Raw genomic sequence first — 22755 nt, 5'->3', positions numbered from 1 at the left:
TGTTCTTGAGGTTTAGTAGTTTCTTTATTTTCTGTTGTAGTATTTGTGCTCTTTGGATATTTATAATCTTCACATGGAATGCCGTCTTTATCATTATCTAAACGGTGTGGATCATTTCCAACACCATATCCATTTTGATCCCAGAATGCTTGAGCATCTTGTTGACTTTTAAAATGGCCACAGTTTTTTGTATCATTCGGACTCTTAGCTGCAAATGCAGAAGAACTGTACCCCACTGTTAATAGTGTTACCGCTGTTGCTGAAACTAATAATTTTTTCATAAATTTCTTTATCCCCCTAAATGGTATGTATTTACATTGAAATATTTTACATTTAAAAACCTAAAAATACAATAATAATTTGTAGATAAATGTAAGATTTCTAGATAATAATACCAAACTATTAATTCGTATATTGTCATATTATGTCGAAAGGAAATAAAAAAAGAGCCAAAGCTCTCTTTAATAACTAATACTAACCATAGTCACTATTCTCACAGTAATATGAATTTGATTTATCACAACAAATATATGTTGTTTGTTGGATAAATAATGGCCTTGATGAAGCGTTAACTGAAGTGGCATTTAACATCCTCAAATAAGAAAGTCCTTGTATCTCCCTGGTGTTAATCTAATTGTTTGTGGAGTTGTGGATTTAAATGTTCTACTAGTCAATGTGACGAACGCAGCAAATACAAAGCTAAAACTAAAACGAATAAGAGTCTTAGTATGGTTAGTTGTAAAATTTTCAAATAGAGTAATTGTAGAGTTAGGTGGAATTTCAAGACTTGTAAGGTTAGTTTCTGATCCGAAAATTGTAAAGGTCTCTATAAAACTGTTGGTAGAGTTTGAAGAGTTACATGATTATCTTTATTGGAATCAAAATAAGCTTACACATCCAAACTATTGATAATAGCTAATATTTGATGATCTGTCCATTTGCCATTAATCCTTATATTTTCTTTCGCTATACCTTCTTTTTTAAACCCCACTTTTTCTAATACACGAATAGATGCTATATTATCAAGCATCGCTCCTGCTTCAATTCTATGTAGCTTTAATTCCCTAAAAGCAAAATCTACAACAAGTTGAAGAGCCTCTGTTGTATAGCCCTTTGCATTATGCTCCTTATCTAAAGTGAATCCCGTATAACAGCTTTGGAGGTCTCCCCTAACAATTTGAGTTAATGAAATGTCTCCGATAAGTTTATCATTTTCTCTTAAAAAGATTCCAAAAGGGTATACTTGTCCTTCAGCTGTCTTTTTTAATGCTTGTTCAAGACGTATTTTTTGATGTTCTTCTGTATAAAAAACTTCTGGGAGCAACGGGCAAACTCGTTGAAAAAATTCGCGATTTCTAATATGTAAGTTAGCTAACTCGTTAGCATCAGCAGTTTTATAAAGCCGAATATAAATGTGCTTCCCTACTAGTTTCATAACATCCCTCCAACATTTTTATATGTCTAATGAGGCAAAAGTATACCGTATACTTTATACAGTTGGCTATTGTCAGGAATCATTTTGCACGAAAGAAAAGACACTCTATATGAGTGTCTTTTCCAATAGTTTTTAGCAGAAGCAAGAAGCTCCAACGATGATTAATAAAATGAATAACACAACTAATAAAGCAAAGCCTCCAGAAAAGCCACAACCGCCACAACTACCACCATAACCCATAATAGTTCCTCCTTTAGATAAGAGGGGAAAACTAAGGTTCACTCATGTATTTTAATGGATTCGTTTCATCTTATGTTTTTCCGCATTGATTGAGCAGGTCCTTTCGAAAACTATTCACATATTAACTATATTTTTAAAAACGAATAATTTAACTATAACAATAAATAGATAAATTAATATAATGTATTAATTCTAAAAGAAGGGAGGAATAGCCATGCAATTAGTTTGTTTTAAAATAGTAAGTGGTCAGTATTTCTTGTTTGTAGAAGGTATTCAAATTCCTGTACCAATTCCAGCAGTTGCTGCAGCTTTATTAATTGGTTTAGGAGTAATTCCACTTTGTTCTTAATGTAAAGAATTCGGATCATTCCTAACTTTCAATTGGAAAAGCCTCAAGTATATGAATACTTGAGGCTTTCTTTATATCAAAGAAAAAACACCTTATAGCGCTTGAAGATCTCCTGATTTAATTAATGCGGCCGTTACATCATCACCGAAAGTATTGAGACAGAATACTTGCTCGTCTACCTTATCCATCACTGTAGCTTCACCTATCACGCCACCTTGAAGTTTAATAAAATAGTTATGTTCTTCTACAATTTTACTAAAATCTCTATTTGCCCATCTTTCAGTAATTGCTAATAGCTCTTCTTTGTTCTTGAAATTGTTTCCGTTTAGAATATTTCTTACTTTCTCTGCATTCTTTTTGGACATAGGGGTTGCTCCCTTTCCTTCACACGCTTTTACTTTTTGATGAGTCATGCTATGCATAGCTGAAATAACTTCTTCTTCAGTAGAAGTTACTGTAATGTGAAGTTGTGCATTTGAACCTTTCACTTCTGCTTCATTCGATAGTATGTCTTCTTTATTAACCTCTGCAAAAACATGGTCCTCACTCCCCATTGGGACTTCAGCAAACTGTAATATTCCATAAGTTATACCAGTTGCAAGTACTACTACCCCTATAATAGATGCTAGCCAATACGTTAGCTTCTTGTCCATCTTCATTTCCCCTGTCTTCGTTTAAATATCTTAACTAAATAATACCATATTTAATTCCTTTTTATTGAAGAGTCTCTAATTTCTACTATTTAAAAATATTCTCATCGTCTAATGTAATACGATATAATCATTTTATAATACAAAAAAATCATATTCTCATTCCCTATTTTTTTGGAGGTGATTGTCTTGAATAAAAACATCAATCTACTTCTTCAAATAATAATTGGAATTATAATCATGATCGCACCTATTCTCATAACAGGATCTATATACGATGTCACTAAATCATTTGGTGAACTATTAGTGGCAGAACTTATTATAAGAACACTTTCTCTCATTATTGGACTTTTAGTTATTAGTACGGCTTTGCATCGTTATTCTCAATAATTATTCATGTTCAAAAAATACAAATATTTTACATACCAATTCTTATGTATAAAGACACCCAAAACAAGTGTTACGAAAAAAATATAAAAAAGACATCTTTTCTAGGGAAAGATGTCTTTTTTATATAAACCTTAACGTTCGTTCTGTAAAACCCTCGCTGCCTTTACTCCTTCTTTCTCTTCTTTTAAGAATAACGATACGATAAATGCAACAATAATAAAGATTAACCCAAGTGCAAATGCACCTTGGAACCCTGACGTTAAACCGTTTAACTTCTCTAATGGATCCAGTGGATTTGCGGAGCTTTCCATATACTTAGTTGTTCCTGAAGACATTTTCGAAATAAAGATAGCTGTACCAATTGCACCAGCTACTTGTTGCAACGTACTAAATAGTGCTGTTCCGTGCGGATATAAATCTGGTGTTAATTGATTTAAACCGTATGTTTGTGCTGTCATGACAAACATGAGTCCAACCATTAATACGCTATGCATGACAATAATTTGTACCATTGATGTATCAGGAGTAATGCCTTTAAATAAGAACATTGCAATTCCTACTAAGACAATGCCGGGAACGATAATAACTTTCGGACTAAATTTATCAAATAGTTTACCTGCGATTGGTCCCATTATGGCGCTAATAACACTTCCCGGAAGCATGATAATTCCTGATTTAAAAGCTGTAACGAGTAAAACGGTTTGCAGGAACATCGGTAATAAAGTCATCGTTGAAAATAGCGACATCATCACAATGACAATTAATCCAACTGATAATGTAAACATCGGAACTTTAAATGCTCGTAATTCTAAAATTGGATTCTCAATTTTCAATTGTCGAACGGCAAAAATACATAATGAGATAAGCCCAACAATTAAAGTGCCATACACTTTTGCATCGGACCATCCTAAATCACCCGATGCACTAAAGCTATACACAAGCCCGCCAAATCCTAATGTCGATAAAAGGATAGATGGGTAATCTACTTTTGGCCTTGTTAACTCTGAAACATTTTGAATGTACTTCATCCCAATCATAATGGAAATGATCACGATAGGAATAACAATATAGAATAACCAGCGCCAATTTAATGAATCCACAATTACTCCAGATAATGTAGGACCAATTGCCGGAGCTGCCATCATCACAAGTGCGATTAATCCCATTGTCGCACCACGTTTTTCAGGCGGACAAATAATTAAAATCGTATTCATTAATAACGGTGTAATTAATCCCGTCGCTACAGCTTGGACGATACGGCCGACTAATAAAACGGAAAATGTCGGTGCGAATCCCGCAATTAATGTACCAGCTAAAAACGTTACCATAGCGATCAAAAACATTTGTCTCGTTGTGAGCCATTGCTGAAGTAACGCTGTAATTGGGACTAAAGCCCCAACCTACTAACATGTAAGCTGTAGAAAGCCATTGAATCGTTGAAGCCGTTACGCCAAATTCTTTCATTAATACCGTTAACGCATTACCAAGTAATGTTTCATTTAATAACGCAACCATTGCCCCTAAAAGTAATGCAATTAAAATGGGGGTATGTTTCATATTAGAAGTATCAACTTTGCCACTTACAAGGCTCTTAGTTGTCATATTCATTTACAGATTCTCCTCCTGTTTCTTACTTAAAAAACTTTAAATATACCTGAACATATGTAATATAATATACATATGTAGATTAAAAAGGGAGAATCAATTTTCAGCCACTGTATATTTAATCTACAAAAAAGGAGAAGTGTAGATGCATGATAATGAAAAACAACTTGATTTACGTATTAGACGTACACATAAATTACTGTGGGATTCCTTATTTGAATTAATGACGCAATCAAAACAGAAATATAGTACGATCACGATTAACCAAATATGTGACCGCGCGATGGTACACCGAACAACCTTTTATAAACACTTTGAAGATAAAGATGCTTTATTAGCATTTGGATTTAAACGATACAGCAAGATGATTGCTGAAATACCAGTTTCAGATCGATTAAGTAAACCATTTCAAGTAATGGAACAATTTCTACACCATGAAGAAATCGGTAAAATATTAGAGACACAAATGTCTGATGAACAATTTATTAACCGGACACAGTATTTAAGTCACGAAACGAGAAAACAAGAAATAGAAGCGTTAAATCAACTGCACAAAAATCATACGATGCCCAATGATTTAATCATTGAATTTTATTCAGGGGCAATCACCTCATTAAGCGCATGGTGGTTTAAAAGTGAAAGAAAAGTTTCTGCTGCTGAAATGGATAGGTATCTCCATCAACTTATTAATCGGGATATTTTTCAGTTTGAAAAGAAATAAGACTACACCTTTTCAATCATGCAATAAAGTGAAACTTTAATCAGCCCTCACCAATCGGACTTTTACGGACAGCCCGACCCCCACCTAACTTCTTTGCTTCCACTGAATTTTGAGGTGGGGGTCTTACTGCCCGTTAAAGCGGGATCAAATTGACCACAAAATAGGAATATGATATATTTTCCGTAGAATACTATATAAGTGTAACAGCGAATAAATTGGCATATAATAAAAAGAAGAGATGCGCTAACATCTCTTCCTTAACTGCTACCGTATAGGGTGGTGGTTATTATACGTTATTATTTTTTTACGAAACCCACCCTTTTGCTTCCTACGGCGCGGAGTGGTTTTTTTGTTGTCCTTACCCAGAAGTTGCTTCCGCAAAAAATACGCTGAAACTTCACGTACAGTCGCTTTTACAAATTCTTTTACAAGGTCAAACAAAAACTCCATATTATCACCCCCTTTCCTTCCAAATGGAAAGAAGGGATAACCACCCACCCTCACAATATGCAGTTACATATATTTTATCAAATGATTGTAAAGATATTATGTAAACAAAACAAATGAAGTTTTACATAGAAAAATATGAGTTTATATTATTTTCATTCTCTTCAATTAGATTTTCTTTTTAGATGCTATCTTCAAATAAGGTAGCATCTAAAAAACGTTAAAAGGAATTTTCTCCCTAGTGTCTTCTTATATTTTATGTAATCTGCGTATTTAACCTTTTCTACGTTCTTTAATTACTTACTGAATATAGTCATACAGATTTTTCGCTAACAATAAACAAGTTACTGTAATGAAAAGAGCACGAACATACCCGCTTCCTTTTTTTATAGCGAATTTGGAGCCAACAATCCCTCCAGCAATTTGAGCAATCCCCATTATAAAACCATATGCATAGTTTACTTGTCCTACATACATAAACATCAACAATGCACCAACATTACTTCCTAAATTAAGAAGCTTTGCATTACCTGCTGCTTTTAAAAAATCATACCCAATAAATAAAAGAGAAAACATTAAAAACGAACCTGTTCCAGGACCTAGAAATCCATCATAAAAACCAATAGCAAAAATAAAAAAGGTAAAAATAATGACGTGTCGACCAGACAATTTCTTATGAGTGGAAATACTACCCCAATCCTTTTTGAATATCGTATAAATAGCGACCGCACCAAGCATAATCAACATCAATGGCTTCAGTACTTCTGGGTTCATTAAATGAACGGTCCATGCCCCTATTATGGAACCTATGAAAGTAAGCGGAACTAATTTAAACGCCGATTTCAAATCAAGATTACCAGAACGATAAAACACAATATTACTAGTTGCACTTCCCATTGTCGACGCTAGTTTATTCGTAGCTACTGCACTTGCTGGATTCAGTCCTGTAAATAATAAAGCTGGTAAAGCAATGAGTCCACCACCACCTACAACTGAATCAATAAATGCAGCTACAAATCCAAAAACAGTCAAAATCATTAATACAGATGGGTCTAAATAAAAATCCATACTATTAACCTCCCCTTTAGTCACTATTCGAATAGTAACTAATAATTTGCTAAATGTAAACAGTTATTGTAACGTTGAAATATAACAGCAAACATCGGAGGACGAAAAAAGTGGACTACATAGTGCAACAGCTTAAAAAAATTGGTTTCAATGAATATGAAGCTAAATCTTATGTATCTCTTGTTAAACAAGGGCCTGTCACAGCCTACCAAGTGAGTAAAGATTCGGGTGTCCCAAGAGCGCGAATTTATGAGATTTTAGGTAACCTTGTAGAAAAAGGGATTGTCATGAAGGAAGAAATAAATGACACCACTCGCTATTCACCTCTACCTGTTGAAATCTTTTTACAGAAGGCGCAAACAGAATGGCAGTCTACTTACGAAGGAATAAGTGATTCATTAAAAAAACTAGAAACTTCCGAGGAAAAAACGGATAATCGAGTGATTACTTTAAAAGACAATCAAACAATCATTAGCTATTGTCAGGCATTAATAAAAAAAGCAGAACGACGTATTGTCATTTCAATGTGGGATGAGATGTATGAAGCATTAAAAGAAGATCTATCTGAAGTAGCTGATAAAGTTTCAATACAAGGTATTACCCTGCATGTTGAAAATCCCATTAAAAATCTAGAAGCCCATCGCATAACACCTTATACAGAAACCTTGTCTACAGAACATTGGTTTATTGTATCAATAGATTCTAAAGAGATGATTTATGGACCATCACTTGAAGAGCGTAATATTGCTTTTTATACAGATGACCCCGTCCATATATACTTATTAGAGGATTATGTATGGCATGATGTTTTAGTAAATCGACTTGTCCGACGTAGCCAAGATGACTTGCAGCAATGGATCACTGCGGAGAGAAGATCTTTCTTTATGGGGAAATAAGGAGTATATTGAAGAGCAAATCAAAAAGTTTGCGTATTAAACCTAACAACTTCTCCTTATAAAAATAGCCAACTATTACATAATAGTCGGCTATTTTTATATAAATTTATACAGACACTGCCATTTTCCCTTTGCAAAATATTCCCATTAATGCAGCGATTAATGAGATAAACGCTTCTCCCACTCTTTCACCTTTTCAATTGTTACATCTAATTTCTTAGCCACTTCCTCTATACTCATTCCTTTAAAGAGCATTCCAGCTGCCGAAAGTGCTTTATCAATTTCTTCTTGCTTCTCCTGTTCATATAAACGACCCACTTTTGTCATCCGTAACCACTCCTTTACTTTTTTCGCGTAGTCTTCATCAATAAATTTATCTGTAGCTACAAGAATTCCGGCAATAACTTGAATTTGTTCTTGCTCATCGGAGATACATTTTGCTACTTCTATCGTCTTCTCAATTAAAATTTGTCTTTTTTCTCTGCTATGCATAAGTGGTACAAGTATCAATTTCATGGTTTCTTCATCCGTCAAAGATTTTCCTTCTTCCATTTTTTTAATAACCTTTTGAAGGATAGCATCACCATTATATTCGCTTAGTAAAACCGCTTTGGAATTTAAACGTATACTAGATACATCTATTTCTTCTATTGGATTCATTACCTCACTTGTATAAATAACCACGATTCGAATATCCGGTAACTCTTTATTCTTATTATAATAACGATACATAATTTGATTTGCATAATCCATATACTTCAAATGGTTTTCAAGGAAACGGGTATTACTTTCATACTCTAACATTAAAATTGAACCATCTTCCATTTCAAATAAAGTATCTGAGCGCCTTTGATCTGCACGAACTCTCGAGAATTCATTTAATAACAGCTCTTTTATTTTTGGAAAGCCTTTTAATCCATATGCTTCAAGCCCTTTATCCCTATAACATTCACTTAAAAACTTCATAAGAATATCTTTATTATGATAAGAAATATCATTCCCTGCCAATAGCTAATCCCCCTTAACTATTAGTTACCATTTTCTTTATTATATAACTTATGAAATTAGCATTACAACTTTGGTTCACATGCAGATACTATTTTCAAAACAACTTGCCCTTTCACTACTTTATCCCCTCCACAAACTGCCCAAACTCCTTCAAAAACCTCAATTTAAAACTCCCCACAGGCCCATTCCGATGCTTTGCCACATGAATCTCCGTCATCTCTTTCTGCACCGTTTCCTTATCATAATAATCCTCGCGATACATAAGCATAATAACATCCGCATCTTGCTCAATTTGTCCTGTCTCTCTTAAATCAGATAAAAGAGGGCGCTTATCTTGCCGTGCTTCTACCGAACGAGATAATTGTGACAATGCTACTACACAAACATTTAATTCCCGCGCTAATAACTTAAGCTTACGAGAAATCTCACTAATCTCTTGAAATCGATTTCCCTTATGCTTCGGATCGCCCGTAATAAGCTGCAAGTAATCTACAATAACTAAAACCTTCTTATCACCATGCTTCCTCTTTAACTTACGAGTTTGCATCCAAATATCTTGCACCGCAACACCTGCGTTATCGTAAATCTCAAATGGTAATTCCCCGATTTCCGCAAACGCCTTACTCACCTTTTCCCAGTCCTCTATCGCAAAACGATGCTTCGGATTTTTCAGCCTACCTCCTGACACTTCAGCTACGCAAGACGCCATCCTTTTTAACAATTGCTTACTACCCATCTCTAATGAAAACAATCCAACCGCCACTCCAGACTTCGCCGCATGCAGTCCAACATTTAGGGCAAACGCAGTCTTCCCCATCGAAGGACGCGCACCAAGAACGACAAAATCACCTTCCTGCAATCCGCACGTCATTTTATTTAGCGATGTATAACCAGTCTCAATACCAGTAATCTCTTTCGCATCTTGATGAAGCTCTTCATATAAATCAACTAGCGCATCCTTCAAATCAAACTCACATACACAGTCTTTTTCCTCTAACTCACAAAGTGCCGTAATCGTCTCACCAATAATTTTTTCATTCTTCTCCGCAATAAGACGCTCTCCCATCTTGTGCCCGAGAACACCCGCCTGATACATTTTCCAAGCACCTCGAACAAGCCCCTCATAATAAGAGAAATTGGCAGTTGTAGGTACACCATCCATTAATCCTATAAAATACTCCATTCCCCCGATCCCCTCTAAAAACTTCGGATCTACCCTAGAAATGAACGTCACAAGATCAATCGGTTGCCCCTCTTCTTCCATTTTTCGCATTAACTGAAATATAGACTTGTGCACTGACAGAGAAAAATACCGCTCCGTCAAACGGCACTCCTTAATAAGCTCTCCATCAAGTAATAGAGAACCTAACACCGTCTTTTCCGCATCCACATTTTGAATACTCATGGACGCCACCCGCGCTCCGCTAAAAAGCGCTGCAACTCTTCCTCTGACGGCGCATTCTTCTCCCACTCCTCACACCTCGCCAAAAACTCCTCCGTCTCCCCCTTACTAACAGACGACTCCTTCTTCCTAAAGCTCGCCGTATCTGCCTCAACCTCACACACTTTCGTAAAACCTTTCCCGTGCCAACCTCTCAAAATGCCCTTCACATAAGCAACCGTCCGCTTATTATTCTCAAACGCAATTTGAAGAGCCTTCAGCACAAGCTCCTCTGACAAATCTTCCATCCACGCACTCAGTTCCTCCACAGTATGCGGAGACAAACTACCGAAATGTTGCTCATAAAAAGAAAACACGCGACTCCCCGTTTCTTCCTCTATAATCTCTTCTCCCGCCTCTGTCTCTTCACAAACTGACTCGGCATCATCCACAGCCAATTCACTCGGCATACCGAAATGCGCTAAAAGTATCGGAACATTCATCTCCTCCTCTACGCACTTCTGAAGAAACATATGTACAAACTCCTTATTCTTCACACCCTTAAGCTCACGAAGCACGCACTTCTCCACATTCGTATTCGTCACCGGATTATAACGAAGCCAATTCAAAACGAATAACTCCCGTGTATCCGCATCATACAGAATCTTCCCATAATCAATGAAGCGCTGCACAAGCTTATCAACAGTCTCCCGATTATAACCCGTCTCCATCTCAGCTAACCGCTTCGGAAAAGGAAAAATCCCACACTGCGTTGTCTTCGAACAAGTTAACAAATAAACATAAAAATACCGCTCCTCCGGCGTCAAATCCAAAACAAAATCATCCTGCCAAAAATTCACCTGCACAGTACGATACACCGCCATCCCAATTCCTCCCGTCTCCGTTCAAAAGTAAAAGCCCCTTCATAATATATATGGGAGACTGGCCGGGTTTTTGGCGTGTTATTTTAAAATTTTTTTCGACTCCTACTACGGTGTTTGTTGTTGTTTTTGTTTTGTTATGTTTTTTCTTAGTGATTTATTACTTGGTAGGGGCTTGTAAGGGGCTTAGGAGGGGTTAGTTATCGGTTACTTTCATTAAGAAGACTCGATCTGAAAAGCCGCCTCTTTCTTCTGCTTTCTTTCTTCTGCTTTCTTTTTTCGGATGTTGTTGATTTCTTCTAGTGTTGTCCCTTCGTGTTCGGCTAGGGCGTTGATTAGTTCTAGGAGGTCGGATAGTTCTTCGAGTTTATGTTCTTTTGTGTCTGCTTCTAGGTATTCGGTTAGTTCTTCTTGTGTTTTCTTGCAGAGTTCTTTTATGTATTCGTCTTGGATAAGAATTCTTGTTGTTGGGATTTTTCCGTTGGATTTTATTATTTGCGGGATTTTGTTTCGGATTAGTTTGTTGTAGGCTGGCATGGGAATTCGAATAATGGAGTTCAGAATTTTTTGATGATATCCTCTATATCGCTTTGAGGTGTATCAAAATAGTTTGTTATCTCCTGTATTAAATGGAGAAATTCTTTCACGGTAACTGGAACATCATGATGAGTTGGATTTCCCTTCCTTATATCCTTTCACATCGCTGCATCCATTCTTTTAACGATCCTATCTTAATTTTATACTTTGAACAGATTTATTGGAGTATACGTTCTCCTGTTTTATAAGCAAGTAACACTTCCTTTTTAAACTTCATAGAGTATGGGTTTTTGACATAGAAAAAAACTTTAAGGTAGACAAGTTTTTATTTTTTAATCTGTCTACCTTAAAGGGAACATATCAATTTGTCGATGTGACCTTTCTAATTTAGTATGAACACAGAATACTATACATCTCGACCACATTATCCCGCTAGATGTATACGGTAGTAATGACGCTTCAAATTTCCAATTATTATGCGAAAGGTGCAACACTTCTAAAGGAGCAAGATTTACAACCACCAGCTTAGTAAGCACTCCTGTTTGGAATTTGTAAATATCGTTCTAATTCACTAATAATGCTCTCTAATCATCGTCATATCCTCTTTTTATTTTCTAATAAATAAGGCCATATCAAAAGCAAGCATCCCCCGATGCCATTTTGATACAGCCTTATTTACTACTGCTCTTTAATCATTTTAAGGACATGCTGGTATTAAAAACTTACTCTACCTACAAAACATTACCATCCTTTAAATAATCATAAAGCTTATTATCCATCGATTTCTCCATAATCATGTTCATCGTAACAACCGGTAGTTCTTTTCCATTTTTATCTTGCATTTCAGTTTGTTCTACACTTGCTTTATCAGGTCTCGCTTTTCCTAAATAGTAAAAGTCGCTTCCCTCGTCATCATCTTTTTTTACAAAAATATGGACGTCAATATTATTTTCTTTAGCATCAATAATTGTTTGAACTTCCTTTGATTTTAATGTTCTATTACTTCTTGTATACCATTTAAGAACATCTTGATTAAGGAATTCATCACCATAGTCCACACTGGATTCTACCTCATCATTTTTATGGTATGTGATAAATATTGGACAAGTATAGTACTTTGTCTTATAACCATACATAGTTGAGCTCTCATCATTATGCCAATTTAAAAGTTTACAAACATCTTTTCTTGAGTATTTTTTATATACAGTAAGGTTACTATCACACTCATAGTTTTTGCTCTTTTCCCTTGCACTTTTAATAATGTCCATAACCATACGCTTAAAGTATTCATTTTGTTCTAAGCTTTTTCGGATAGAATCATTAAACATATACGCCTTATCGTCCTGTAAAGAGAGAATTGGCTTTTCTCCATATTTCTTTTGGCTGTTTTGCAAGAAAAATTCTAATTCAAAAATTCGTTGTACAGAAGTAATCGTATCATCATCTGTTAAGCAATTAGATTCTTCAAGTTGCTTTATATACTCATCTTTATCAACTTTTTCTTGCTTTAGTAACAATTCTAATAAAACAATTTCGTTTTTACGTTTTCCATTCAATACTTCCAATGAAAACATCGTTAAAACTTTATTTTCGTACTCTGTTAAGGCAGGGACATCTTCTTTCATTTTCAATAAGAACTGATAATAGTTCGAATATCCTTCTGCCAGTACAACTGGATCAATAGAATGGTTTACTATAAAGTCATATAGATATGGAGTTCTTCCTATTCTATTTTTCAACTCAGCAAAAGCTTCCTTTAATACTTTCATTGCTGTTAAATTACTATTATTAATCGCTTTAAAAATTTGCTTTTTCGCTATCTCTTCAAAGTTAACTGTTGAAATACCTTTAATATAACTCGTATCATTTGTATATCTACGTATATTGTCTTTATTTTGTGATCTATCTCCTGAAAGGGCGATTGGAATTAAATAGTTGTTTTTATAATTTCCAATAAAATCAATGATTGTAACAAAATCTTTCGAGTCGTGTTTTCGAAGTCCACACCCCAGTTGCTGTATAAAGATAATACTTGATTGAGTTTGTCTCAACATAACAACTTGGTTCACACTTGGAATATCAATTCCTTCATTAAAAATATCTACCGTTAGAATATAATCCAGTATGCCATTTTTTAATTGATTCACTCGCAGTTCTCTTTCCTCTTGGGAATGATCACCGGTTAATGCAAATGTGCGAAAACCTCTATTATTTAAGGCATATGATAATTGTTCTGCCTCATCTTTTCGGCTGCAAAACATTAATCCTGTTACTTTCTCACCAGAATAACCATAGTATTTTACTTTTTCAACTACATGATCCACTCGCTCTTCCGTAACAAGTTTAGATAAAGCAGTTGTGTCATCTATCTTTTCACCATTATATTCAAAATCAGTAACTCCGAAATAATGAAAAGGACAAAGCATATCTTCTTCAAGTGCTTCTTGCAAACGAATTTCATAAGCAATATTGTAGTCAAATAGCTCATAAATATTAAAGTTGTCTGTACGTTCAGGTGTAGCAGTCATTCCCATTAAAAATTTCGGTTTAAAATAATCAATAACCCTATGATAAGAACTAGCACCAGCTTTATGAACTTCATCTATTAAAATATAATCGAATAGCTCAGGATCAAATTGGTGTAAAGTGGCCTCTTTTGAAATAGTTTGGATCGTCGCAAATAAATATTTAGCATGCACTTGCTTATTTGATCCTGATAAAATCCCAAAATCCTCATCGGCTCCGCCAAGAACCTTTTGAAAATCTGATTTTGCTTTATTTAATATTTGCTCTCGGTGAACAATAAACAGCATCCGTTTAGGTGCAAAATTTCTAACATCAAATGCTGAAAGATATGTCTTCCCCGTTCCTGTTGCGGAAATGACTAAGCCTTTTGCTTCTCCAGCGTCTCGAATAGCTTGTATTTCTTTTAATGCAGCTTGTTGCATTTTATTTGGCGTAATTTTCAACGCTTCTTCAATTGCATTATGATATTGACCAGGTAATTCTATAACTCGATCTAGCAACTTATTTTCTGCAACTTGTTCATATATTGTTTCGTAATTTGCAATCAACTCTTCAGTTAAAATTTGGGAATTTTCCCAGACTTCTTCAAATTGTTTTTTAAAATGCTGTACTATCTCTCCATCTTCATGCGATGTTAACTTGACGTTCCATTCATAGTTTACCTTCAAAGCATGCGCAGTCAGATTTGAACTACCGACAATTAATGAACAATGTGTTTTATTATCAAATATGTACCCCTTTGAATGAAAACCAGATAAGTTTGTTAATCTTACTTCTACATTTTCAAGTTTCATTAATTCTCTAAACACTTTTGGTGTATTAAAATTTAAAAATGTAGATGTTAATATACGTCCTTTAATCCCTTTTTGTTTAAGATCAAGGAAATGTGACTTTAAAGTCGCTAGCCCACTTTCCGTAATAAAAGCCACCGAAAAAATAAAGGCTGTACTATTTTCAAGCTCTTCCAGCAATGAGCTTAAAACATTTTCATTTTTCTTCGTATTGTTTACTAATAATTTAGGCTTATATATTCCAGGATGATTATGTTTTTGATTAATAAATCCTTTATATAAAGACCCTTCTAACTTTTGAATGAAATTCTCCATATGATCACCATTTATGACAAATTTTTATACTAATTGTATTACTCACTGATTTAAAGTGCAAATTTATTACAATAAAAAAACTATCCGCATAAAACGAATAGTTTTTAATCAAATTACTTTACAAGCGATTCTTTTGATAATTTCTCAATAGTTGGGATATCCGCAGGTGCCCATTCTAAAGCTGCTAGTTCATTCGGATATAACCATTTAATTGCTACGTGCTCAGTTAGAACCGGACTTCCTTCAACAAGTTTACAATAGAAAGTTTTCAAATGAACAATACCAAAATCATACTCATAGGCTGTATAATCAATTTGCTCACCAATCTGCACGCTACAATGCATTTCTTCATCAATTTCACGCTTTAACGCCTCTTGAGGTGTTTCTCCCTCTTCTATTTTCCCACCTGGAAATTCCCACATAAGAGGTAGCGATTTAGATGGCCCTCTTTGTGCACATAAAATTTTCTCATCTTGGACAATTACTGCTCCAACAACATAAATATTTTTTTTCATTATGTCCTCCTTAAATCTCACAGAAACTCTATACTTTATGTTTCCACACTTTATAGACTGAAAAATGCCTTGTATATCTTTTAACGACTAATATATTTTTAATCAGTAAGCTAGATTTTATCTAACCCTATCTAGCCCTTTTAATGTCATTAGCCTAACACTCTCATCTCTTTTATATTATATAGAAGTAACTACAAAAATAAAGCCCGATTGAATACTTCCCTCTTAATTCTCTTTTTTCAGCATTTCCTCATACCTAAAATCACATTGCTCCAACAACAACCTACTCTCCCCACTATCCTTATAATAAGAATTCCAACCCCGCTCCCTCAAAATCCCCTTCCAACTATCACTCTCAACCATCCTCTTAATCACACTATCCCAATAAGCAACCTCTTCCTCTGTCATATCTTTCGGTCCCATAATTCCTTTCCAGTGCTGGAAGATGACGTCGATCCCTTGTTCTTTCCATGTTGGGATTTCTGGTAGTCGGTCTAGCCGTTTTGGTGCGGATACGGCTAGTATTTTTATTTTGCTGGCTTTGTATTGTTTTTCGGCTTCGGATAGGGTCATGGTTGCGGCGCTGATTTGTTTGTTCGTTAGGGCGTTTATGATTTTTTCTTTGTTTTCGTAGACGAAGAATTGTAGTTCGGCAGGTTTTATGCCGAATGCTTTGCTTACTTGTACGAATGATAGGTGATCGTCGTTTCCTAGGCCTGGTGCAACGCCGATTTTGAAGTTTTTCTTGTCTTGTTTTAGTTGTTCCATTAGTTGATTTGCGTTTTCTATGTTTGATTCTTTTGATACGACAACAACTTCCCAGTCCGATGCGAGTGTCGCGAGCAGCGTGAAGTCTTTATATGTTAGTTTACTGTGGCCTAGTAGGTTGTTCGTTATGAGTAAGCTTGAGTTAATCGCCAGTACGTGACCGCCTTTTTGTTTCGTATATTTCCATCCGACATCACCGCTGCCGCCTACTTTATTTGTGACTGTGATTGGTTTTGTGAAGATTTTTTCTTCTGTGAGCGTTTTTTGCATCGCCCGCGCTGTTAAGTCCCAGCCTGCTCCTTGAACGTTCGGCGCAACGATTTCTACTTTGTCGATGTTCACTGTATTCGTATGGGATTTTTCCGAGGAACAACCAGCTATTACTCCTGTCATGATCCATATACATAGTAATAATCGCTTCTTCATAGTCCTCGTCCTATTCGATATTTTCGTTCTGGTCGTCCGATAATGCCGTATGTGTACTCTACTGTGCATTCGTTTGTCGCTACTAAGTATTCTAAATATCTTCTTGCGGTTGTTCTGGAGGCCCCCATTTGTTCTCCCATTTCTTCTATTGTAATGCCCTCTTCGAATCCTTTTATAATCCCTTTCACTTTTTGTAGTGTTAACGGGTCCACACCTGTCGGTAAGTTTTTTATGTCTTGTGTTTGCGAAATGCCGAAGAAGTTATCGATAAGTGCTTGATTCACTTCATTGTTACTATGTAATAGTTGCTTCTTTCTTTTATAGTCTTCAATGGTGCGAACGAATTTTTCTAACGTGACCGGTTTTATAAGGTAGTTACTTACGCCGTTTCGAATTGCTTTTTCTAGCATATGGTTTTCATTTGCCGCAGTAACCATAATAACGTCAACGTTTGGAAAGGCTGCATGGATTTTCGGCAATAAGTCCGTACCGATCCCATCTGGTAAATAATTATCTAATAGAAGTAAATCGATTTCTTCCCTTTGTAGTAATTCCATCGTTTCTTTCGCGTTCAATGCTTTTCCAATCACTTTTACGTCTTTTATTTTTGATAAAAACTCTTCCTGAATTTGCGCGACGCGGAAATCATCTTCTGCAATTGCAACCTTCAACATATGCCCATCCCCCCTGTTTGTCATGTACTTTCTTTCAATGTTTTCGGAAGGTAAATTGTAAAAATCGCTCCCCCGTTTTTCTCGTTTTGAATTTCAATTGTTCCCTGGAGTAGTTCTACCATTTCTTTTACGTTCGCTAGCCCGTAACCACGATCATTTCCTTTCGTTGAAAATCCTTTTTGAAAAATGGTCGTGATTTTTTCAACTGGTATCCCTGCTCCACTATCTATTACTTCAAACACAATGTCGTGCCCAATATCCGTAACAAAGAAGGAAACATTCTTTTCCTCTCGTTCATTCACCGCATCAAATGCATTGTCGATTATGTTTCCAAGGATCGTAATAAGGTGCGAAACTTTTATATGATCTGGTAACGGTTGAAGCGCACTATCTCCTTCAATATGAAAATCAATTTTCTTCTCAGACGCTGTTCCGATTTTCCCCAATAAAATAGCTTGTACTTTTGCATCAAGAATTTGATGGAATAAAATATGATTTTGGCTTTGATGAATATTAGATTCTTGCTGGATAAATTCAATCGCTTCTTTGTAATGCCCTAACTGAAGTAATCCTGATAAAACAAAAAGTTTATTTGTAAATTCATGCGTTTGAGCACGTAAGTCCTCTGAATACTTTCTTACCTCAGATATTGTGTTCACTAAGTTTTGCAGTTCTGTTTTATCTCTAAAACTACATACAACGCCTACCGTACTGTTATTTTCGAGTATTGGTGTCCTATTTAAAATAAACACTTTATCTTGAAACGCGATTTCTTGATCTGTTTCTAGCACTCTTTCCATATTAAAATCAGGTAAAACTTTTGAAATATGCTGCTGCATATAATCATCATTTACATGTATCATTTCTTCTGCCGAGGTGTTCATCATCGTGATAAGGCCATTTTGATCAATGGCGATAATTCCTTCTTTTATAGATAGTAGTATTGCACTTCGTTCCCGGTATAGCGCTGCGATTTCATTCGGCTCTAAACCGAGTGTATCTTTACGAATACTACGTGCTAAAAGAATGCCACCAATGATTCCAGCTAGTAATACACCTAAGGAAAAGAGGATAATTTCTTTCGTTCTGCTTAATATGTTATATTCGATACCTTTTATTGAAAACTCTACTGTTACAACGCCTACTACTTGATCGTAGTCTTCGTTATGAACAATAATAGGTGCCTTTGCCATTAAGGCTGGACCACTTTCACCATTTCCTTCAAGCGTATAGTACCCTCCAAAAGTGAGTGCCTCATAGTTATACGGGTTGTTACTCTTTGTTCCAATCAACTCAGAATTAGAATGGGAATACATAACCCCATAGCGATCTTCTACAATGACGTAATCTGCGCCAGCTTGCTCACGAACTTGTTCCGCAATGGATTGAATCGTACTTTTATGCTCGTTATTTTGAAAAGCGTCTTTTATAGCTGGCATAAAAGAAAGCGACTTCGCTGTTTGTAGCGCTAGCTGCTCCACTTGGCGCTTCGTATCAACGGACTGAATGTACACAAATATTCCCGCTAATAGGAGAACGACAAATAAAATTAACGCAATAATTAAGCTTACTATTTTCGTTTGTAATGACACTTTGCGTGATTTCTTCATGCTTCATATCCTTTGATAAAATATTCAAAACTATCAATCTCCTTTTTCTATTATTATGACAAAACGAATAATGAAGCAACTATAAAAACTCTCCATGTACATAAAGTACAAAAAGAATAAAATTGTCATAATATTGAGATTTTATCCTATAGACAGTACAATTCAACTACAATAAAAACGCTTTCATATTTAACTTTTATTTCTAAGCAAGAGGAGGAATGATTATGGCTCAAGCAAAATCAAATCGAGTCGCCGGCAATATTTTCAAAGGTTCAGTCGGCAATTTAATTGAATGGTATGACTGGTACGTTTACTCTGCTTTCGCTGTTTACTTCTCAGCAGAGTTCTTTCCTAAAGGAGATCCAACGAGTCAACTATTGAACACAGCGGCTATTTTCGCAGTTGGATTTTTAATGCGCCCTATCGGAAGTTTATTAATGGGACGCTATGCAGATCGGCACGGACGTCGGGCAGCATTAACACTTTCGATTACAGTTATGGCCGGTGGTTCTTTAATTATCGCCTGTACACCTAGTTACGAAAGTATCGGCATTATGGCGCCAATTATTTTAGTTCTTGCCCGTTTACTACAAGGGTTATCACTCGGGGGAGAGTACGGAACTTCCGCAACATATTTATCTGAAATGGCTAGTAGTGGACGCCGTGGTTTTTATTCAAGTTTCCAATATGTAACGCTCGTTGCGGGACAGATGGTTGCGTTAGGCGTTCAAATTGTTCTTCAGCAATTACTAAGCGAACCAGATATGAAAGCTTGGGGATGGCGTATTCCATTCATTATTGGAGCGATGGGCGCAGTAGCTGTATTATGGCTTCGCCGCACGATGGATGAGTCGGAGCAGTTTTCAAACATAAAATCACAAAAACGCGAAAGCGCAGGAACCGTTCGCGCTCTTATGAAACATCCGAAAGCAGTATTAACAGTAGTCGGCCTAACATTAGGTGGCACTGTCGCATTCTATACGTACACAACATATTTACAAAAGTTCATGGTAAACACAGTCGGCCTTCCGAAAGAAGTTGTAAGTTGGATTAACTTTGTCGCACTACTTATTTTCGTCGTACTTCAACCAATTGCGGGACTACTATCCGATAAAATTGGACGCCGCCCACTATTAATGGCATTCGGTATTCTCGGAACATTACTAACAGCGCCGATCTTCTTCTTCCTAGAAAAAACGACAGAACCAATGGTAGCATTTTTACTCATGATGGTCGGACTTATTATCGTTACTGGCTACACATCCATTAACGCAATTGTAAAAGCAGAACTCTTCCCAACTGAAATTCGTGCACTTGGCGTAGGTTTACCGTATGCACTAACAGTTGCGATATTCGGCGGAACAGCAGAATTCATCGCATTATGGCTAAAGAGTATCGGAATGGAATCACTATTCTACTTCTACGTAGCTGGATGTATCGTGATCAGCTTTATTACGTATTGGCGTATGGATGAGTCATCGAAGACTTCGCAAATTGAGGCGGAGCTTGGTGGTGGGGATAGTTTAGTTAATAATAAATCTAGTTAAAATTATGTATTCTATGTTCTTCGTTTATCTGAACTCGATTTACTTTATCTAAGAAGGCATAATTCATTAAGATATAATTTAAAAACCTCTACTTATATGTAGGGGTTTTTGTATGACGAAAAAACACGTATTATCGACAATTGCAAAAAGCCGGAGATTTTGCCAATGTAGAATCCATTGGTACTCACACCATGCGAAAAACCTTCGGCTATTGGTTCTATAAACAAATAAAAGATGTTGCTATGTTACAAGAAATTCTTAACCATAGCACACCACACATCCCCCTGAAATATATTGGAATTAATAAAGAAGAAAAAGATAATATTCTTGATACATTTCAAATTTAATTCACTTAAAATTACTATTTCAATCATCATAAAAAAGACCTTTTATTTTAAAATAAAAGGTCTTTTTTATAAACATATATGTATTAAGATTTATATTTTTTTACTGTACAAGGAATAGTTACAATGTACAAATCTATAGCATAGATTGTAACCCAGATACATTTACCTTCAGCTTCTAACTTTTTATCTAGTTGAGACAAATGCTCTGAAACTTTTCTTTTTCCCCATCTTCTAGGAAACCATTGAAAAACCTTAGGAACATTATATTTTTTATTATACCAAGTATTCAATCTCCAAAAAATGAAAAAACCAAAACAATAATTATGATACGAAAAATATCAGAATATGAAATTCCTAAAACTATATTATATTTTCTCCATTTCCACTAAAACTCAGATAATTTACTTCTTAATTCTAATTCATCCTCTGTTTCGAAACCCTTAAATAATAAATGAATTATTTGATTATGATTAAAAAACACATTATATTCTTTTGATAAATTACCATGAGGATATGGACAAGAAACATAATCGCATAATTTATTATCAGCTTGTTGTTGCTTTCTTCCATAAATCATAAGAGGTTGATTAATTTCTTCTATAAGAGCTACAGAACCAATTGGTAATAATTAGCCTCCAATTGGAAAATAAGGGACAAACAAGGACAATCTACTCAGCTACCCTAAGATTTTAATGGTTTAATATTTTGATTTTCAAGTTTGCCTTCACAAATTCCTGTTAACACTGATAATAAGAAAAACAGGCCGTAACGGGCGATCAATTTGATCATAAAGGTCATACGCTTCGCCAAGTGGAACATCCGAATCATGTGGCTGTTCACCCTGTAACAATTACTAACAGCAAGTAGAAAACGTTTGGATAAATAAAAAGCAAATAAATTATTAAAAGATTGTAACCCCTACTATAAGAAATACTATTATTACTAAAGGAAGAATGATAATCATAAAGGATATTATTATTGTTAATAATGCTTTCCATGCTGAAAATTGGTGTGCTTCTCCTAAACATTTTAAGGAAATAATGATTGTCCAAATTCCAATAACTATATCAATTATGGCAAAAATAAGAAACAAAATCGTTAAAGTTATGCTACTATCCACTTCCGGTGTCTCACTCGTAAAGTTTTCTATCCCAAACAAGAAAAATGAAGGCACCCAAACTAATATAAGAGAATAAACGTAAGGGATATAAGAATAGGCAACTGAGTAACGTGTTTTTTCAAATGTACCTTGTCCACCAAGTTTTTTTGCCACCCAATTAAATAACGCTGGTAGCAAAAAATAATAAATTAAGAAAGCAACGAAGGTACCGAATATAACCATTGAGATTATTGAAACTGGACTACTTATTGAATCCCCCACATTTTTAGAAGATGCTCGATCTAAAGTCTGTACGAATGAGCCTAGTAAAATGAGTAAAAACACATTCTTAGGTTTGGATATAAAAATTTCTTTCATTGTATCACGTGGTTTTATCCAAATGGAGAACCAAGGATTAAGTGCACGTTTAAATTGATTTTCTGGAGTTTCCATATAAAAAACATTCCCCTTTCTTAAAACATATTAAATGTAAATCCCTAATTATCCCAATTTTGTACATATAAATATT

23 protein-coding genes and 4 pseudogenes are annotated in these 22755 nt (G+C 35.3%); 7 read left to right on the top strand and 20 right to left on the bottom strand.

Features of this window, described 5'->3' with window-relative positions; genetic code table 11:
- From MR167_RS22885 to MR167_RS22875, 3 genes are all read right to left on the bottom strand, one after another.
- Window positions 1-281, bottom strand: a 281-nt coding sequence (locus MR167_RS22885) for an excalibur calcium-binding domain-containing protein (RefSeq protein ID WP_242315540.1), incomplete at its 3' end; no start/stop codon positions are given.
- A 608-nt stretch (window positions 282-889) separates the two neighbouring features.
- A complete protein-coding gene (locus MR167_RS22880) occupies window positions 890-1435 on the bottom strand; it encodes a GNAT family N-acetyltransferase (RefSeq protein WP_000779763.1) in 546 nt (181 codons plus the stop codon).
- A gap of 132 nt (window positions 1436-1567) precedes the next feature.
- Entirely contained in the window at window positions 1568-1675 is a 108-nt protein-coding gene (locus MR167_RS22875) for a YjcZ family sporulation protein (RefSeq protein ID WP_000540375.1), read from the bottom strand.
- Window positions 1676-1889: 214 nt separating this feature from the next.
- Here MR167_RS22875 and MR167_RS33020 point away from each other — a divergent pair, with 214 nt between their 5' ends.
- The gene (locus tag MR167_RS33020) at window positions 1890-2024 is read left to right on the top strand and encodes a hypothetical protein (protein ID WP_001177693.1); all 135 of its coding nucleotides are present in this window, start codon (window positions 1890-1892) and stop codon (window positions 2022-2024) included.
- Window positions 2025-2116: 92 nt separating this feature from the next.
- Here the strand turns inward: MR167_RS33020 and MR167_RS22870 are convergent, their stop codons facing one another.
- Entirely contained in the window at window positions 2117-2677 is a 561-nt protein-coding gene (locus MR167_RS22870; RefSeq protein WP_242315538.1) for a PRK06770 family protein, read from the bottom strand.
- A gap of 186 nt (window positions 2678-2863) precedes the next feature.
- Between MR167_RS22870 and MR167_RS22865 the strand changes: the two genes are divergently transcribed.
- Entirely contained in the window at window positions 2864-3064 is a 201-nt protein-coding gene (locus MR167_RS22865; RefSeq protein ID WP_001038824.1) for a hypothetical protein, read from the top strand.
- Window positions 3065-3195: 131 nt separating this feature from the next.
- Here the strand turns inward: MR167_RS22865 and MR167_RS22860 are convergent.
- A pseudogene (locus tag MR167_RS22860) lies at window positions 3196-4672 on the bottom strand (MDR family MFS transporter).
- A 142-nt stretch (window positions 4673-4814) separates the two neighbouring features.
- Here MR167_RS22860 and MR167_RS22855 point away from each other — a divergent pair.
- On the top strand, window positions 4815-5390 hold the full coding sequence (locus MR167_RS22855) for a TetR/AcrR family transcriptional regulator (RefSeq protein ID WP_242315536.1): 576 nt from the start codon (window positions 4815-4817) through the stop codon (window positions 5388-5390).
- Between the two features lie 264 nt (window positions 5391-5654).
- Here the strand turns inward: MR167_RS22855 and MR167_RS22850 are convergent, their stop codons facing one another.
- Window positions 5655-5840: a hypothetical protein gene (locus MR167_RS22850; RefSeq protein WP_000394760.1), complete on the bottom strand. Its 186-nt coding sequence runs from the start codon at window positions 5838-5840 to the stop codon at window positions 5655-5657.
- 297 nt (window positions 5841-6137) lie between these two features.
- Complete coding sequence (locus MR167_RS22845) at window positions 6138-6905, bottom strand: TSUP family transporter (protein ID WP_242315534.1); 768 nt, start codon at window positions 6903-6905, stop codon at window positions 6138-6140.
- 110 nt (window positions 6906-7015) lie between these two features.
- On the opposite strand from MR167_RS22845, the gene MR167_RS22840 reads away from it, so the two are divergent.
- Complete coding sequence (locus MR167_RS22840; protein ID WP_016513681.1) at window positions 7016-7801, top strand: TrmB family transcriptional regulator; 786 nt, start codon at window positions 7016-7018, stop codon at window positions 7799-7801.
- A 159-nt stretch (window positions 7802-7960) separates the two neighbouring features.
- On the opposite strand, the gene MR167_RS22835 is transcribed toward MR167_RS22840, so the two are convergent.
- The 5 genes and pseudogenes from MR167_RS22835 to MR167_RS33740 form a co-directional block, all read right to left on the bottom strand.
- A complete protein-coding gene (locus MR167_RS22835) occupies window positions 7961-8809 on the bottom strand; it encodes an RpnC/YadD family protein (RefSeq protein ID WP_000908107.1) in 849 nt (282 codons plus the stop codon).
- A 115-nt stretch (window positions 8810-8924) separates the two neighbouring features.
- Window positions 8925-10214, bottom strand: coding sequence for a replicative DNA helicase (dnaB, locus tag MR167_RS22830; RefSeq protein ID WP_242315532.1), 1290 nt, complete (start codon window positions 10212-10214; stop codon window positions 8925-8927).
- Window positions 10211-11074: a DnaD domain-containing protein gene (locus MR167_RS22825; protein WP_242315531.1), complete on the bottom strand. Its 864-nt coding sequence runs from the start codon at window positions 11072-11074 to the stop codon at window positions 10211-10213. Before MR167_RS22825 ends, dnaB begins: the two co-directional genes overlap by 4 nt.
- A 193-nt stretch (window positions 11075-11267) precedes the next feature.
- Window positions 11268-11608 (bottom strand): annotated as a pseudogene (locus MR167_RS22820) (nucleoside triphosphate pyrophosphohydrolase).
- Between the two features lie 23 nt (window positions 11609-11631).
- Window positions 11632-11748, bottom strand: a pseudogene (locus MR167_RS33740) (MerR family transcriptional regulator); the annotation flags it as partial.
- 268 nt (window positions 11749-12016) lie between these two features.
- Between MR167_RS33740 and MR167_RS22815 the strand changes: the two are divergent.
- Window positions 12017-12163, top strand: a complete 147-nt coding sequence (locus MR167_RS22815; protein WP_346657776.1) for an HNH endonuclease — start codon at window positions 12017-12019, stop codon at window positions 12161-12163.
- A gap of 176 nt (window positions 12164-12339) precedes the next feature.
- Here MR167_RS22815 and MR167_RS22810 read toward each other — a convergent pair whose 3' ends face one another.
- The 5 genes from MR167_RS22810 to MR167_RS22790 form a co-directional block, all read right to left on the bottom strand.
- Complete coding sequence (locus MR167_RS22810; protein ID WP_242315530.1) at window positions 12340-15240, bottom strand: DEAD/DEAH box helicase; 2901 nt, start codon at window positions 15238-15240, stop codon at window positions 12340-12342.
- Window positions 15241-15353: 113 nt separating this feature from the next.
- The gene (locus tag MR167_RS22805) at window positions 15354-15755 is read right to left on the bottom strand and encodes a (deoxy)nucleoside triphosphate pyrophosphohydrolase (RefSeq protein WP_000739609.1); all 402 of its coding nucleotides are present in this window, start codon (window positions 15753-15755) and stop codon (window positions 15354-15356) included.
- Window positions 15756-15980: 225 nt separating this feature from the next.
- A complete protein-coding gene (locus MR167_RS22800) occupies window positions 15981-16949 on the bottom strand; it encodes a tripartite tricarboxylate transporter substrate binding protein (RefSeq protein ID WP_000746639.1) in 969 nt (322 codons plus the stop codon).
- The gene (locus MR167_RS22795; RefSeq protein WP_242315528.1) at window positions 16946-17623 is read right to left on the bottom strand and encodes a response regulator; all 678 of its coding nucleotides are present in this window, start codon (window positions 17621-17623) and stop codon (window positions 16946-16948) included. The genes MR167_RS22800 and MR167_RS22795 overlap by 4 nt, the downstream gene beginning before the upstream one ends.
- A 20-nt stretch (window positions 17624-17643) precedes the next feature.
- The gene (locus MR167_RS22790; RefSeq protein ID WP_242315526.1) at window positions 17644-19233 is read right to left on the bottom strand and encodes an ATP-binding protein; all 1590 of its coding nucleotides are present in this window, start codon (window positions 19231-19233) and stop codon (window positions 17644-17646) included.
- Window positions 19234-19457: 224 nt separating this feature from the next.
- On the opposite strand from MR167_RS22790, the gene MR167_RS22785 reads away from it, so the two are divergent.
- Window positions 19458-20780: an MFS transporter gene (locus MR167_RS22785; protein ID WP_242315524.1), complete on the top strand. Its 1323-nt coding sequence runs from the start codon at window positions 19458-19460 to the stop codon at window positions 20778-20780.
- Window positions 20781-20911: 131 nt separating this feature from the next.
- Window positions 20912-21127, top strand: a pseudogene (locus tag MR167_RS22780) (site-specific integrase); the annotation flags it as partial.
- Between the two features lie 83 nt (window positions 21128-21210).
- Here the strand turns inward: MR167_RS22780 and MR167_RS22775 are convergent.
- The 3 genes from MR167_RS22775 to MR167_RS22765 form a co-directional block, all read right to left on the bottom strand.
- The gene (locus tag MR167_RS22775; RefSeq protein WP_346657775.1) at window positions 21211-21417 is read right to left on the bottom strand and encodes a hypothetical protein; all 207 of its coding nucleotides are present in this window, start codon (window positions 21415-21417) and stop codon (window positions 21211-21213) included.
- Window positions 21418-21512: 95 nt separating this feature from the next.
- Complete coding sequence (locus MR167_RS22770; RefSeq protein WP_073990571.1) at window positions 21513-21746, bottom strand: DUF4176 domain-containing protein; 234 nt, start codon at window positions 21744-21746, stop codon at window positions 21513-21515.
- A gap of 282 nt (window positions 21747-22028) precedes the next feature.
- On the bottom strand, window positions 22029-22679 hold the full coding sequence (locus MR167_RS22765) for a Yip1 family protein (protein WP_242315522.1): 651 nt from the start codon (window positions 22677-22679) through the stop codon (window positions 22029-22031).
- Between the last annotated feature and the right edge of the window lie 76 nt (window positions 22680-22755).

Source organism: Bacillus cereus group sp. BfR-BA-01355 (assembly GCF_022663675.1).
Lineage (GTDB): Bacteria > Bacillota > Bacilli > Bacillales > Bacillaceae_G > Bacillus_A > Bacillus_A thuringiensis_S.
This window is presented reverse-complemented; position numbering and strand designations above follow the sequence as displayed.